Raw genomic sequence first — 14718 nt, 5'->3', positions numbered from 1 at the left:
GCACGTTGTCAAGTTAACTAGTCTTTTACACCATAACTATCAATTTCTTCATGGATCATGTTGATGAATTCATCTAAGTCCACAGTTTCTGTTTTCTTAGAGCCATAACGACGAACAGTTACCGTGCCATTTTCAATTTCATTGTCACCAAAGACTAATTGATAAGGCACTTTGCGGGTTTGGGCTTCACGAATCTTGTAACCCATTTTTTCATTCCGGTCATCAACCTCAATCCGGAGCCCTTCACTACGCATACGGTTAGCCACTTGGTAGACATAATCCGCATGTTGGTTTTCATTCACTGGGATTAAGATGGCTTGTTGTGGAGCTAACCAAGTTGGGAAGGCACCCTTATATTCTTCAATTAAGTAAGCTACAAAACGTTCCATAGTGGAAACAATTCCCCGGTGGATCATCACAGGACGGTGGGTGTTTTGACCATCTTCACCGACATAGGTCACATCGAATTTTTCCGGTAGGAGGAAGTCTAATTGGATGGTTGAAAGGGTTTCCTCATTGCCAAGAGCGGTTTTCACTTGGACATCCAACTTAGGCCCGTAGAAGGCCGCTTCCCCTTCGGCTTCGAAGTAGTCCAAGCCTAATTCATCCATAGCTTCCTTTAACATGGATTGGGCTTTTTCCCACATTTCATCATCATCGAAGTATTTCTTGGTATCTTTAGGATCGCGGTAACTTAAACGATAACGGTAGTCGGTAATATTAAAGTCATGGTAGGCATCTTGCATGAAGCGTAAAATGCTCTTGAATTCGTCCTTAATTTGGTCTAAACGCACAAAGATATGGGAGTCATTCAGGGTCATTTCTCTTACCCGTTGTAAACCGGACAGAGCACCTGATTTTTCATAACGGTGCATCATCCCTAGTTCAGCAATGCGGATAGGTAATTCCCGGTAAGAATGCACCTTATTTTGGTAAACCCGGATGTGGTGAGGGCAGTTCATTGGACGTAAGACAAAGCTTTCACCATCTTCAAAATCCATGGTTGGGAACATATCATCACTGTAGTGGTCCCAGTGACCAGACGTCTTGTATAAGTCTACATCAGCCATGATTGGGGTATAGACGTGTTGGTAACCGGCTTGAACTTCCTTGTCGACAATATAGCGTTCAACTTGACGGCGAATGGTTGCTCCGTTTGGTAACCAGAATGGCAGACCTTGTCCAGTTTTAGGATCAATCATAAAGAGGTCTAATTCTTTACCAATTTTACGGTGGTCACGTTCTTTAGCTTCTTCGCGACGTTTAAGATCCTCTTTAAGGTCTTTTTCATTGAAGTAACTGGTCCCATAAACCCTTTGCATCATGGCATTGTCAGAGTTTCCTCGCCAGTAAGCTCCTGCTAAGGAAAGTAATTTAAAGTGTTTAATATAGCCAGTTGAAGGCACATGGCCACCCCGGCAGAGATCAGTAAATTCTCCTTGGCTATATGTGGTAAGGGTGGCATCTTCAGGTAAATCAGCAATAATTTCTAACTTATAAGGGTCATTTTTAAAGATTTCCTTGGCTTCTTCACGGCTTACTTCCTTACCTACCACTGGGTAGTCTTCTTTAACAATCTTTTCCATCTCATCTTCAACCCGTGGCAAGTCTTCCTCACTCACTTGTTGGCCTTGACCATTATCGGTGTCATAGTAGAAGCCATTTTCGATGGCTGGCCCTACCCCAAATTTAATGTCAGGATAGAGGCGACGCAAAGCTTGAGCCAGTAAGTGGGCGCTGGAATGGCGGAGAATATCTAAGGCTTCTTGTTCAGTTTCTTTATTCTTAGGGTCGATTAAACGAATGCTGCCATCACTTTCAATCGCTTCATCTAAGCCCTTTAATTCATCATTTAAAGTGTAAGCAACCACCCGTTTAGCTAAAGAATTGCTAATGGATTTAGCCACATCGCGGCCACTCACACCGGCTTCAAATTCCTTTACACTTTGATCAGGAAAAGTTAACTGTATCATTTTATCAAATTCCTCCTATAAAAAAATCCCTTCTGAGCATGCTCAGAAGGGACGATTACTAATTCATATCGTGGTTCCACCCTAGTTTACACCTATAGTGTCTCTAGTACGCTGATAACGTTGCGCTAACGTCATATAGAAAGTCTAAGAAGTGGTATCCTATAAAACCTGTCAGGCATTTGCACCAACTAGCCTGTCTCTTGTACAAGTTGATTATATTCAGTCTTCTATCATTGACTTGCTTTAATTAAAGCACTTTTTATGAAACAATTCAAGCTTTTATTTAGGAAAGTGAACGGACTACTAATTCGAATAGCGACGGTTGCGTCCGGACATGGTTACTTCCTCGCTCAAATAACGAACCCTTTCCATAATCCGCTGCGCCTTGACGGTTTCCGAATCTCCTTGATTGGTATGGGCCAAATGATTTTCTAATTCCTTCATGGAAAAATTAGAAGTGAAAAAGGTAGCCTGGCCTTGACTCATACGATTCTGCAAGAGAACCCCTAGGACTTCATCACGGACCCAGGCCGAATTACTTTCAGCACCAATATCATCAATCATTAATACTTGGGCGTCTTGGAGGCTCTTGAGTCGCTGGTTAACACGATTATCTTTGATAGCGCTCTTAATTTCACTAATAAAAGTAGGATAGTGGAACAAAGTGGTCGTGAAACCATGCTCAGCCAAATGGTTTGCCACAGCTGCCGCTAAATAGGACTTCCCCACGCCAAAAGGACCATGTAAATAAAGGCCTTGATGAAATTGCTTGGGCTTAGACTGCATGGCTTCGACAAAATCAATGGCCTTCTCCAAGGCAGCTTGCCGTTTAGGATCGGTCAGGTCAAAGTTTTGGAAGGAGGCTCGCTTTAAATCCTTAGGCATTTCCAGTAAAGTGACCCGTTGCTTCTTCTCCCGCTCTTTTTGGGCGGCGAGGAATTCATCAGTCGCCTGGTATTCAATATCAATATAATTAAAATTCATAATGAGCTTAGGATAGAAATTAGGAAATTTGGGCCTTTTCCCCGCCCTTATCCGTTCTTTTTCTTGAACAAATTCATAGAGTTTCGATATCGAACGGTCAATCGTTTCTTGGTCCAAGTCTTCTTTATGCTTATCAATAAATTGTCTAACATCCGGATCACTCAAAACTTGGGCCTTGGTTTGGTCTAAGCGTTGGCGAAAGTTGCCTTTATTGAGCTCATGGCTGATATCTTCCCCAATATTTCTCATTCGTCTCCCTCCTCACTATTCAATGCCCGAATCCGATCGGCTAAGGCTTGGACACTTTCATGGTCCATTTTTTCCTCTTTATCTGCCGTCTCTTGTTTTTGATTAAACCAAGCGGGCTGTAATTCTTGATAGGTCTTACGTTTGGTATTTTGCCGCTTATTTTTGCTTTGTCTTTGTTTTTGAATCCGTTTAGTCCGTTTGTTGAGATAGGTCAGCGCCTGTTCCGGACTTTGAATATTTTTTTGACTCCAATCATCCACTGTCCGCTCAAAGGTCGACCTGACGATACTTGAACTTTCCTGGCTGATCAAATAATAGTGAATCATAATATTCAAGGTCGGTCCATCGATAAGGCCCTTATTCATGACCATCTCTAAGGTTTTTATCTCGTTGGTCGTTAGATAGCCGTTTTTTTGTTCTTTGATAGTCTTAGCAAAGGTTAGGGGCGGATAAGCCTTAGCCGCCTTGATCAAGGCTAGACTAGCTTCATCCTGATTTTCTTTGGGTAAATCCTGACCCTGACTCTCGGTCTGCTGCTTGGCTTGGTCCATTTGATAATCAGGTCGTTTATTTACCGGTTGGTCCGCCATGGCCTTGATCACTAGGCCTTGGTAGTAATTAATGTCCACTTGGTTGGTTCTTACATTACTTGCCTTAATGGCAAACTGGGACAGGTCAACTTCATCCAAGCCATAGAGAGCATGGAGGCTTTGGGTCATCTCCTTAACTTCTTGACTGACCGCCCGCTCACTGAGGAACGACCTTTGTACCAACTCAGTAAAATAAGCCATATCAAAATCACTGACCAGGCTAGTTTTTATAAGGGATTTACTAGGCTTCTTTAACAAGCTTTGCTTTTCGCTTTCAGTCAATTGGCGACTGCTTTGGGACAGATGAAAAACATCCTGAAAAGTCGCTGTGACCTCCTGCCAGTCATTTTCCTGACTATCAGCAATCTTTTCAAAGCTAAAGCGGTCTAATAAGGAATTAAAACGCACTTCCCCCACATGGTCTAAAAGTAAGCTAGTCATTAAGCTATCCTTAAAAAACTGCTCAGAAGAAACCGGCGCTAACAACTGATAGAGGGCCTGCACTGGGGCTTGACCACTTTGCTGGGTGTAGCTACGTAAGAGGCCAATGGCTTCTAATCGGCGCCTACTTCTGACATAGCGTTCTTTAGAAAAAACCAATTGGTCCATAATTTCCCCATGATTAATTACTTCTGATTGATAAGTCGAACGGTCAATATAGGCATAAAGAGTCATATAGAGAGCAAAAGCTTCAGCGCCAATAATTGGTTGGTAGAGATAGGTTAAGACTTCCAGATCGGCATTGGAAACAATTTGTGTGAGGATAATTTTGAGAGGTTCACGTGGATTTAACTTTTCCCATGGATTCAAGACTGATCTTCCTCCGCGTTATTGGCTTCTAAGTCTAAATTCGTTTGCCCCTCCGCGTTATTTTTTTGCATTTGCTTCAACTGCTCAATTTCTTGCAAAAAGACGGTAGGATCTTCGAAGTGACGGTAGACACTGGCATAGCGAATATAGGCAACTTCATCGATCTTGGGCAAAATATCCATGACCATTTCCCCTATTAGGGTTGAAGGCACCTCGTTTTGTCCTTTTTGCCGAATGTCCGATTCGATATTCTTAACCACTTCTTCTAAGGTCTCTAGGGCGATTGGCCGTTTTTCACAGGATCTCACTAGGCCCCGTAATAATTTTTCTTTGGAAAATTCTTCCCGGGTACCGTCCCGCTTGATAACCAGTAAAGGCATCTTTTCTACCCGTTCAAAGGTCGTGAAGCGAAAATCACATTGCGTACATAGGCGTCGCCTTCTTATCGATGTATTTTCCTCCACAGGCCGACTATCGATTACCTTCGTATTATTATCTTGACATCTGGGGCAGCGCACAATATTCACCTTCCTTGGACATTTTCTAAAATATTTCTTTTATTAATTATAGCACAGTTTAAAGGCGGAAGGATAAGGGGCAAAATCCAGCTTGGTCAGCTTATTTTATAGCTTGAAAGCCTTGGATACTCAACCAGGCCTCGACTTGCTTTTCCGTTTGCTGGATGCTGCCCTGGTTATCAATCACAATATCTGCCCAGCGAAGTTTCTGTTCAATATTATATTGAGACAGCATGCGGTCAAAGGCCTCGTCTTCACTTAAATTATCCCGGTCCATCAATCGTTGTAGTTGAATACTTTCAGGAACATAAACCAACATGACCGCATCACAAGCATCCTGGTACTTGGTCTCATAGAGTAAAGGAATATCCAAAACAATCAATTGATGGCCCTGGTCTTGGTAAGACTGGGCTTGGTCGTTGACCCAGTCATAGATATAAGGCAAGAGCAGTTGATTAAGCGCTTTGAGTTGATCCTTATCTGTAAAGACCACATCCCCTAATTTCTTCCGGTTAAGGGTGCCATTGGGAAAGAGAAAATCCTCTCCAAAATGCTCTTTTATAGCTTGTAAACCCTGTGTTCCCGGCTCAACGACAGCTCGAGCCCCCAGGTCTGCATCCACTACCGGAAAACCAACTTTTTTAAAATAATTAGAAACAGTAGATTTTCCTGTAGCAATTGACCCTGTTAATCCTAAGCGAAAAGTCATTCATACACTCCCTTTATTTCTGACAATTGGGACAAAAATGCGTCCCTCGCTGTCCTAACTTAATTTTCTCAATGGTTCTTCCACAATTTAAACAGGCTTGGCCCTGGCGCTGGTAAACCTTGAGATAATTTTGATATTGACCGTCCTCCCCTAAGGTGTTCTGATAGGTCCGCACACTAGAGCCGCCTAAGTCTACCGCTCGACTCAGTATATCTCGCATGGCTTCTAATAGGAGCAAGGTCTCTTGGTCAGTCAACGAATTGGCTGGCCGACCTGGATAAATTCCCGCTTGAAATAGAGATTCATCAGCATAAATATTACCAATTCCGGCAATTTTTTGCTGGTCCAGTATTAATGATTTAATGGGGCGCTTGGATGCCGCTAATATTTTTTGGAATTGATCCAAGCTAATATCCCAGGGTTCTGGACCGAGTTTTAAATTTTTAATAGCTTGGGGCATATCTTGACGAGAAAATAAGGATATCCGACCAAATTTACGCACATCATAATAGCGTAGGTCCCTGCCATCACGCAAGTGACAGATGAGGTGACTATGCTTTAAAACCGGCGTCTGCCTATCGCAGACAAAATACTTGCCTTCCATCCGCAGATGGCTAATCCAGGCGTAATCGCTCCAATAAAAAAACAGGTATTTTCCATAACGGTCGACTCGTTCAAAGGTCTCCCCTTGCATGGCTTGGCGAAAGACTTGGGCTGGGCAATTAATAATCTTTGGCCATTTTACTTCCACATCCTGTATTTGGGCTTGAGGAAGGGCTCTATTAAGCCCCCGTCTCACATTTTCTACTTCAGGTAACTCTGGCATTAACTAGCCTCCTTCATCCCGCTAAAACACTGTTAGCAGTCTAACCTATTCTAATCAAACAATAACCATAAATAAAGTAAAGAGTGCGATGGTCACATCAAAGGACGAAAACGCTGCGCATACTATATCTGTACGTCGCTTCGCTTCCTACAGCTATAGCAACTGGAGCTAAAGGGCGTAAGCATTCTAAAAAGAATTCGTCGCCCTTTAGTGAAGTGGAGTTCGATCTGCACCCGGAGCACGTTTGAAAGAGTGTGACAAGCGCAATAAGAGGGGAGAGAGCTACGCATACTATATCTGTAACTCGCTCCACTTCGAACAGCTATAGCAACTGGAGAAAACTGGGATAAGCTCGGTTATAAGGATGAGAGGAAGGATCAGGGAGAGAGATTCCTTGGAGGAAAAGATGATAAGATCAGCTTGCTGATCGTTCAACTTTTCTGAAAGGACATCCCCTCACCCTTCCGAACTCAACTGAAGAGTGCGACGGTCACAACAAAGGACGAAAACGCTAGGCATACTATATCCTCAGATTCGGACAGCTAAAACAAAAAACGAAGAGAGAACCGTATTCAATAGTCTCCCTTCGTTTATAAAAATGCCAGCAAAGCTAATTTTTAAATCAGGTTTTACTCCCTTTATTTGAAAGGCTTAAAACTCCTGCCCCAGCCTATCTTCTCTATTAAAACCTTTCTTAGATTTTCCTACTTGGCATCATACCAAGTGGACCCATAGTTACTATCAACAATTAATGGGACGTCTAAGGAAACTGCATTTTCCATGACGTCTTTAACTAAGGCAGCTAAGTCTTCTAAGTCCTCTTTGGCTACTTCAAAAATTAACTCATCGTGGACTTGGAGTAGGAGATTTGCCTGAAGTTGCTGTTCCTTTGAGGCTTGATCCATCTCAACCATGGCTACCTTAATAATATCGGCTGCCGTCCCTTGAATTGGCGAATTCATTGCGGTTCTTTCGGCAAAGGACCTAACATTATAATTTTTAGCCTTTAAGTCAGGAAGGTAGCGACGGCGGTTAAAGAGGGTTTTAGCGTATCCAGCCTCACGGGCGATTTCCACACTCTTATCCATATATTCAGCCACTTTAGGATAAATTTCAAAGTATTTATCAATAAAGGCCTTGGCCTCTTGACGAGAAATCGAAAGGTTTTGACTGAGACCATAGTCACTAATCCCGTAAACAATTCCAAAATTGACTGCCTTGGCTTGACGTCTTTCATCCTTACTAATGTCCTTTTCATCTTTATGGAAGACTTTGGCCGCTGTAGCGGTGTGGATATCCTTATTTTCTTTAAAGGCTTCTTGAAGATGAGGGTCACCAGAAACATGGGCAAGGACACGTAATTCAATTTGCGAATAGTCCGATGAGAAAATGACCCAGTCCGGATGAGAAGGCACAAAGGCTTGGCGAATTTTACGCCCCTCTTCGGTACGGATAGGAATATTTTGTAAGTTCGGATCAGCTGAACTTAAGCGTCCGGTAGTGGTTAGGGTTTGAATGAAACGACTGTGTACCTTGCCATCTTGGTGGATATAATCGAGGATTCCTTGAACATAAGTGGATTGGAGCTTAGCTAATTGACGATAGGCTAGGATCAAATCAATGATGGGCACCCCTTGTAATTTTTCCAATTCAGATTGGGCCGTTGAATAGTTACCAGACTTGGTTTTCTTGCCCCCCTTTAGGCCCATATCTTCAAAGAGAATCTTGCTCAGCTGTTGGGTGGAATTAATATTAAATTCAACCCCGGCTTCCCGGTAGATTTCTTCTTGCAGCTGGTCAAGTTGCTCTTCATAAGACTGGGATAAACCTACCAGCCTGCTGCGGTCAACGGAAATCCCCATAATTTCCATTTTAGCTAGAACTTGGGCTAGAGGGAGTTCAATTTTTCGGTAAAGTTCGACCATCTCATCCGCTTCTAGGCGATCTTTAATAATAGGTAGTAGGTCATTAATAACAGATACCTTAGCTACCAGGTGGTCATAAAGACGGTTTTTATCTTCAGGAACCGCCACTTTCTTGCCTTTCCCATAGACTTCACTATCATAGGCTAGATAATCCAAATTGAATTCTCGGGCCACATTAGCCACATCGCCACTTAAATCACGGGCATGGATGAGATAGGATGCGATTAGAACATCATCACTAACCCCCTCTAAGTCCATCCCCAAGCCTTTTAAGATCACTTGGCTGCGTTTAGCATCATAGAGGACCTTTTTAGCATGGGGATCTTCTATCCAATTTTTGAAAGCTTGGCTTTCCTTCACCAGGTCTGGTGAGGCCAAGTAGATATGATCCTTATTCCCCCAAACAAGGTAAATTAACTCCCCTTCATGGTAATTATTTTCGAACATTTCTAGATAGAGGGCTGTTTGGTCTTGGGTGAAATGCTTAGCTTCAACTTGGTCAAGGACTTGATAATCAGGGACTTCCCAGCTGGAATCCTCTAATTCAAAGTCAGCATCAGCCCCAGAGTTAGCTAAGAATTTTTCCATAAATTGCTTGAAGTTCATCTCACGATAAAAGTTAACCAAATCTTTAGCCTGAATGCCTTGGCATTTTAAGTCTGCCAGGGATTTTTCAACTGGAGCATCAAGAATAATTCGGGCTAATTTTTTGGATAAAAAGGCCTGGTCCTTATCCTTGACTAAGTTTTCCTTACGTTTTTTCCCGGAGACTTGATCGATATTAGCATAGACCTCTTCCATGGAACCGAATTCCTGGATTAGTTTCAAGGCGGTCTTCTCCCCAATTCCAGTCACACCAGGATAATTATCGGAATTATCGCCCATCAATCCCTTAACATCAATGAGTTGTTCAGGGCTGATCCCTTGATCTGTTTGGATGGATTGAGGAGTATAGGAATCAATATTAGTCACTCCCTTACGGTTAATATCTACCCTAACCTGGTCCCTAGCCAGTTGAATCAAGTCCTTATCGCCAGAGATAATCACTACCTCCATACCAGCCTCTGCGCCTCTTTGGGACAGGGTACCAATGATATCATCCGCTTCATAATTTGCTAATTCATAGTGGGCAATACCAAATGCATCCAGCAACTTATTAAAATAAGGCATCTGTTCTACAAATTCTTGCGGCGTTTTATCCCGGCCTCCCTTGTATTCAGGATAATATGCCGTCCGAAAGGTGGTCTTACCAGCATCCCAAGCCACCAGGGCATGGCTAGGCTTTTCTTTTTCTAAGACGTGGGTCAACATCAAGTGAAAAGCATATAGGGCATTGGTATGTAGGCCTTTATTATTTTTAAAACGATTTAAATCATGCATGGCAAAGAAAGCCCGAAAGGCTAATGATGAGCCATCGAATAGCAATAATTTTTCTTGCTTGGACAAGTTGATTCTCCTTTACAATCTTAATGGTCCATATATTGGGGAAGAACGGTTAGCATGGCATCCATAACATTTTTTTCTCCCGTGGTTTCATTATTAGTAATGACATGAATAGTGAGGTAGCCCTTTAATTCATCAACTCTTAAAATTTCGAAATGAAAGGTCAGGGTCACATGATGATAGATGGGATTATTAATCGTAAAATTCAATTCCACCAAATCTGAATGGGGGCCAGGGAATTGGCCTGAAACTGTCCGTGTTACGGCTCCAATTAGAGCAATAGGCGGAATCTGGGCGCCCTCCTTACCAGGTAAATAAAGGGGATTATGATCATCCGTTACTCCCATGTAGAGCATGATATCGCGTTCACGAAAAGATTCCGTTGTGGAAAAAGTATCGCCCACTTGAAATCTTCTTTTCTGATTTTGCTTTTCTTCCATTAGCCACCACTCTTCTCCCTTATATTTTAAGTATTTCTTTTATTTTAGCAAAAGCAGGCCCAGTTGACAAAAAGCCTAGCTAGGCAAAAATAAAAGCCAATGATAAAAAAAGCCTGACCAAACTGGCTAGGTCAGCGATGACTTAGAGACAGTGGTCAGACTTTTCAAATATTTTTATATTTTATTGTGGAATAACCAATTGTTGGCCAGGTAAAATCAATGAGTTGGCCTTTAATTGATTGGCTGCCAGTAATTGGTTTAAGGAAATCCCATGGTTAAGTGCAATTCGATATAAGTTATCGCCGGCCTTAATTTGATAAGTATTGGCCGCTTGACCTTGACTGACTGGCTTAGGGCTGGCTGGCCTTTGACTAGGGGTTGGTGCACTAGTTGCTTGACTAGCACTTACTCCTGATTTAGCTGTGGGTTGATAAGCAGCTTTAGCCGCTAAATTCAATTTTTGACCTACATAAATCGCATTGGAAGTTAAGCCGTTAATTTCTTTTAACTGATTCACAGTCAGGCCTTGGTTACGGGCAATGCGGTAGAGGGTATCCCCAGCTTGGACTTGGTAGACCCCTGCCTGACTACCATTATGACTTGGTCTTGGGTTATTGGCAGCTGGGCTATTGTTAGATGGCTTATGACTACCTTGGCTAGTTTGGTTAGTAAAGACTTGGCCTGGATAAATGAAATTCGAAGTTAAGCCATACTTAGCCTTTAAAGTATCCACAGTCATCCCCAAGTGCCGTGCCACTGTCCACAAGCCGTCCCCAGCTTGGACAGTGTAGGTCTTGTAGCCTGTATTGCTTTGACCTTGAGATTGCTGATTGGTATTTGTCACTACTTGGCTAGCTGAATTTTGTTTTTGCCCAGGAGCATAGAGAACCTGACCAGGATAGATAAAGTTAGAAGTTAAGCCATTAGCAGCTTTCACTGCTTCAATGGTCGTTCCCAAGTTCTTAGCAACTGTCCATAAACCGTCTCCAGCACGCACCGTGTAGGATTGTTTGGCAGACTGAGTGGGCTTAGCAGCAGGGCTAGAAGGCCTTACTGGTGAGCTCGTGTTTGCCTTAGCTGGACTGGATGAGCTTGCCCCGGCGTAAAGGACTTGGCCTGGATAAATCAGGTTGGAACTGAGGCCGTTAGCTTGTTTGACTGCCTCAATACTAGTTCCCAGTTGGCGAGCTACTGTCCATAGGCCGTCACCAGGTCTCACCACATAGGACCGTCCGCCTGGTTGAGCTGTAGGCGTGCTTACTTGGCTGGAATTCGTTTGCTTGTTGCTAATCGTTTTCCCTGGCGTATCGTATTGACTTAAATTATTCTTAGCGATAATGCTATTTAATTTGCTGCCATAGGAAGTATCAGTTGCATAGCGACCGGTTAACCAAGCTGTGGCATCCTTATAGGAATTGGTGTTGCTCTTCCAGGCGCCACTATAGAAATTAGGGTTCCAAGAAGTCCCATTTTTTAGGACGCCAACATAATCGATGAGGGATTCCCGGTAAGATGGATACATCCGAAAGCCATCATTAATTTGATAATAATTTCCGCGACCATCATCCTCTAGGGTGTTAAAATTAGCCGTTTTTCCTTTATAATTCCCCTTGATACCAAAGAGATTATTATAGGGTGCTTGAGATAAGCGGCTAGACCCCCAGCCTGATTCTAAGGCTGCTTGTGCCATCATCACAGAAGCATAAAGGTCATTTTGATTGGCTAAGTCATAGGCGTAAGGTAAAATTTTATTAAGAAAATTATTACTAGTAGGTGCCAAAGTCGTTGCTTGGACGGGTGTATAGTTTGCCAATGCATCGGCCCCAGCAATAGCAACTACGGAGCTCAATAAAACCGCACTGGTCTTAATAAGTTTCTTGGACTTTTCTTGATGACCTGTCATAATATTAGAAATCCCCTCTCATCATCTAGAATTACTCATTAATAATTATAGTATAAATCGCGAGGAAAAAAATGCCTTTTAACAAAAGATGGGATTCTTAATATTCGTAATAATTTTGTAACATTGCTAGCGTATAATGTAAGCAATTCGATAGAATGCGAGGAAATTTTATGTTAAAAAATGTGATCGAAGTCAGCCATCACATTATCAAAGGACATTTACAAACCGGCATGACCGCCTTAGACGCCACTATTGGCAATGGCCATGACACCTTACTCTTAGCCCAACTCGTCGGCCAGTCAGGCCAGGTCTATGGCTTTGACCTCCAAGAACAAGCCATTGAAACCACTGAAGTTTTATTAGAAAAACATCACTGTCAAAAGCAAGTGAGTCTTTACCATGACTCTCACGCTAAAATTTCTCAGTATCTTAAGGCTGATGACTCCTTGGACCTGGTCATTTTTAACTTGGGTTACCTCCCTAAGGGAGATAAAAGCATTATTACCAAGCCCGAGTCAACAATCCCAGCTATCGAGTCTAGTCTTTCACGGTTAAATCCTGGCGGAATTCTCTTAGTGGCGGCCTACTTGGGCCATCCTGGGGGAAGAGAAGAAGCTTCGGCGATTCAAGACTTCCTCAGTCAAATCGACCAAGATCAGTATAGCGCTAGTCACTTTGAATTCCTTAACCAAAAGCACCTCCCCCCAAAATTATTTCTTGTCGAGAGGAGATCCTAGTATGAATAGAGTGAAATCCCTGTTAAAAAGCTTCCAGCAGTCTTTTTCTTGGTCGAATTTTTGTTTTCAATTTTCTTTGCTTTTATTAGCCTTCCTTCCTGGATTAAAAGCCATCGGGTCAACCGAAATCATCAATTTTTACGGCCTAGGCCTGGCTTTTATCTTTCAATGGCTTAACCAGGAACTCTTTTTACTCTTTAGCTTTGGTGAAAAGCATTCCCTGATCGGCCAGGCTAAGGCTTTACTCTTCATCGAATGCCTATGCTTTATAATCATTTTTTTAGTCGCCTTTTCTTTTGGGTGGTTGGCCCTAGTCCTAAGTATTCTTATCTGGCTTTTAACTCATAGCCATATGATCAGCCAGCAGTGGACCCCTTATCTACCTATCATCGTCTATTCCGGACAATTATTATTAGTGAATAACCTGTTAGAATACTTAAATTTTTCAACTTTTCTTACCGCATTTAGCCTGAGCTATTGGTTGATTTACTTAGGATTTCTGGCCTGTTTGACCCAATTAATAACAAAAGCTAAGAAAAGCTTGGTCCTCTGGGGAGCCTCGCTCCTTATTGTGGCGATCCCAGCCGCCATTTTCTTTAATCAAGACCAAGTCTCACTAGTGGTCGGGCTGATTCTCTTAAGTATTGTCTGTCTCATCAGTAAGCACTACCAAGAAAAAAATAAGCTCCATGAAAACTAACCCTCTTTGCCCCCCGGCAAGAGGGTTTTAGCATCTTAAGATCCTCCCCCTGAAATCAGCCTGTATCACAGCAAACCTTGTTCTCTTAAACTGATAAAAGAGCTATGCCCCACCACTAAATGGTCCAAAAGTTCAACCCCTATTATTTTTCCCGCTTCCTTTAATCGGCGAGTGAATTCGATATCTTCTGGGGAGGGTTCCGGATTCCCTGAAGGGTGGTTGTGGCCTACCATGATTCGGGCAGCCGATACCCTAACCGCTTCTTTATAGATTTCCCGAGGATGGGCTACCGACATATTTAAACCACCAATAAAGATAATCTGTTTTTTGATCACTTCATTCTTAGTATTTAAGTAAAAGACCAAGACCTTCTCTTGATGACTGTCCGCTAATTCACTGAGATAATAATCCCCTGCTTCCTGACTGGAATGAATGGTCCCCAATTTCATTAACCGGGCTTGGTGTAAACGCTTGGAGAACTCAAAAATAGCCTGGAGTTCCACTGCCTTAGCCTTACCAATGCCTTCAATGGCCAGTAATTCTTCCGTAGCAGCCATTTTCAATTGATATAAGTCTTCAAAATGGTTCAAGAGTTTATGGGCTAACTGGATGGCTGACCCATATTTGCCCCCTGATCGTAAAATAATAGCCAGCAATTCATAAGTTGGCAAACTATTGGCCCCATATTCCATTAAACGCTCCCGCGGTCTAGCCGATTCGGGCAAGGTTTTTATAGGAATACATGTTTTTTTACTATCCATATCTAAGCCACCTCCACCCTATATAGCCGCGAAGCCCCATTGAATTCATCAAACAGCGAAGAGTTAAAAACACAAACATACTAAGATTAGCTCGAAGGTAAATCGACGGATTTATCTTCGAGCTATTTCTTTTTTTAGATATAGTGTAAG

At 42.6% G+C, this 14718-nt stretch carries 12 protein-coding genes; 2 read left to right on the top strand and 10 right to left on the bottom strand.

Annotated elements, in window-relative coordinates:
* Positions 1–17: 17 nt before the first annotated feature.
* The 9 genes from thrS to JFU01_RS07010 form a co-directional block, all read right to left on the bottom strand.
* Positions 18–1973, bottom strand: coding sequence for a threonine--tRNA ligase (gene thrS, locus JFU01_RS07050; protein ID WP_195856398.1), 1956 nt, complete (start codon positions 1971–1973; stop codon positions 18–20).
* 303 nt (positions 1974–2276) lie between these two features.
* Positions 2277–3206, bottom strand: a complete 930-nt coding sequence (gene dnaI, locus JFU01_RS07045) for a primosomal protein DnaI (protein WP_195856397.1) — start codon at positions 3204–3206, stop codon at positions 2277–2279.
* The gene (locus JFU01_RS07040; RefSeq protein ID WP_195856396.1) at positions 3203–4606 is read right to left on the bottom strand and encodes a DnaD domain protein; all 1404 of its coding nucleotides are present in this window, start codon (positions 4604–4606) and stop codon (positions 3203–3205) included. Before JFU01_RS07040 ends, dnaI begins: the two co-directional genes overlap by 4 nt.
* Positions 4603–5124 (bottom strand): transcriptional regulator NrdR, encoded by a 522-nt coding sequence (gene nrdR, locus JFU01_RS07035; RefSeq protein ID WP_041706156.1) that lies wholly within the window; start codon positions 5122–5124, stop codon positions 4603–4605. The genes JFU01_RS07040 and nrdR overlap by 4 nt, the downstream gene beginning before the upstream one ends.
* A 100-nt stretch (positions 5125–5224) precedes the next feature.
* Positions 5225–5833, bottom strand: coding sequence for a dephospho-CoA kinase (coaE, locus tag JFU01_RS07030; RefSeq protein ID WP_013669342.1), 609 nt, complete (start codon positions 5831–5833; stop codon positions 5225–5227).
* Between the two features lie 13 nt (positions 5834–5846).
* On the bottom strand, positions 5847–6659 hold the full coding sequence (mutM, locus tag JFU01_RS07025; protein WP_195856395.1) for a DNA-formamidopyrimidine glycosylase: 813 nt from the start codon (positions 6657–6659) through the stop codon (positions 5847–5849).
* 704 nt (positions 6660–7363) lie between these two features.
* Positions 7364–10030, bottom strand: a complete 2667-nt coding sequence (polA, locus tag JFU01_RS07020) for a DNA polymerase I (RefSeq protein WP_198434215.1) — start codon at positions 10028–10030, stop codon at positions 7364–7366.
* A gap of 20 nt (positions 10031–10050) precedes the next feature.
* Positions 10051–10467 carry a hypothetical protein gene (locus JFU01_RS07015; RefSeq protein ID WP_064292218.1) on the bottom strand — a complete coding sequence of 139 codons (417 nt, stop codon included), beginning with the start codon at positions 10465–10467 and terminating at the stop codon, positions 10051–10053.
* Positions 10468–10648: 181 nt separating this feature from the next.
* Positions 10649–12370 carry a LysM peptidoglycan-binding domain-containing protein gene (locus tag JFU01_RS07010; protein WP_195856393.1) on the bottom strand — a complete coding sequence of 574 codons (1722 nt, stop codon included), beginning with the start codon at positions 12368–12370 and terminating at the stop codon, positions 10649–10651.
* A 170-nt stretch (positions 12371–12540) separates the two neighbouring features.
* Between JFU01_RS07010 and JFU01_RS07005 the strand changes: the two genes are divergently transcribed.
* Both JFU01_RS07005 and JFU01_RS07000 read left to right on the top strand, forming a co-directional pair.
* Positions 12541–13107, top strand: coding sequence for a tRNA (mnm(5)s(2)U34)-methyltransferase (locus tag JFU01_RS07005; protein WP_195856392.1), 567 nt, complete (start codon positions 12541–12543; stop codon positions 13105–13107).
* A 1-nt stretch (position 13108) separates the two neighbouring features.
* A complete protein-coding gene (locus tag JFU01_RS07000; protein WP_195856391.1) occupies positions 13109–13807 on the top strand; it encodes a hypothetical protein in 699 nt (232 codons plus the stop codon).
* Between the two features lie 65 nt (positions 13808–13872).
* Here JFU01_RS07000 and radC read toward each other — a convergent pair whose 3' ends face one another.
* The gene (gene radC, locus JFU01_RS06995) at positions 13873–14568 is read right to left on the bottom strand and encodes a RadC family protein (protein WP_195856390.1); all 696 of its coding nucleotides are present in this window, start codon (positions 14566–14568) and stop codon (positions 13873–13875) included.
* Positions 14569–14718 lie beyond the last annotated feature (150 nt).

Source organism: Aerococcus sp. Group 2 (genome assembly GCF_905125285.1).
Taxonomy (GTDB): Bacteria; Bacillota; Bacilli; order Lactobacillales; family Aerococcaceae; genus Aerococcus; species Aerococcus urinae_E.
This window is presented reverse-complemented; position numbering and strand designations above follow the sequence as displayed.

What these genes read in the sequence shown, in the direction of transcription:
- radC (WP_195856390.1), bottom strand. Translation starts at nt 14,568, where the DNA reads ATGGATAGTAAAAAAACATGTATTCCTATAAAAACCTTGCCCGAATCG.
- JFU01_RS07015 (WP_064292218.1), bottom strand. Translation starts at nt 10,467, where the DNA reads ATGGAAGAAAAGCAAAATCAGAAAAGAAGATTTCAAGTGGGCGATACT.
- thrS (WP_195856398.1), bottom strand. Translation starts at nt 1,973, where the DNA reads ATGATACAGTTAACTTTTCCTGATCAAAGTGTAAAGGAATTTGAAGCC.
- mutM (WP_195856395.1), bottom strand. Translation starts at nt 6,659, where the DNA reads ATGCCAGAGTTACCTGAAGTAGAAAATGTGAGACGGGGGCTTAATAGA.
- JFU01_RS07000 (WP_195856391.1), top strand. Translation starts at nt 13,109, where the DNA reads ATGAATAGAGTGAAATCCCTGTTAAAAAGCTTCCAGCAGTCTTTTTCT.
- coaE (WP_013669342.1), bottom strand. Translation starts at nt 5,833, where the DNA reads ATGACTTTTCGCTTAGGATTAACAGGGTCAATTGCTACAGGAAAATCT.
- JFU01_RS07010 (WP_195856393.1), bottom strand. Translation starts at nt 12,370, where the DNA reads ATGACAGGTCATCAAGAAAAGTCCAAGAAACTTATTAAGACCAGTGCG.
- JFU01_RS07005 (WP_195856392.1), top strand. Translation starts at nt 12,541, where the DNA reads ATGTTAAAAAATGTGATCGAAGTCAGCCATCACATTATCAAAGGACAT.
- dnaI (WP_195856397.1), bottom strand. Translation starts at nt 3,206, where the DNA reads ATGAGAAATATTGGGGAAGATATCAGCCATGAGCTCAATAAAGGCAAC.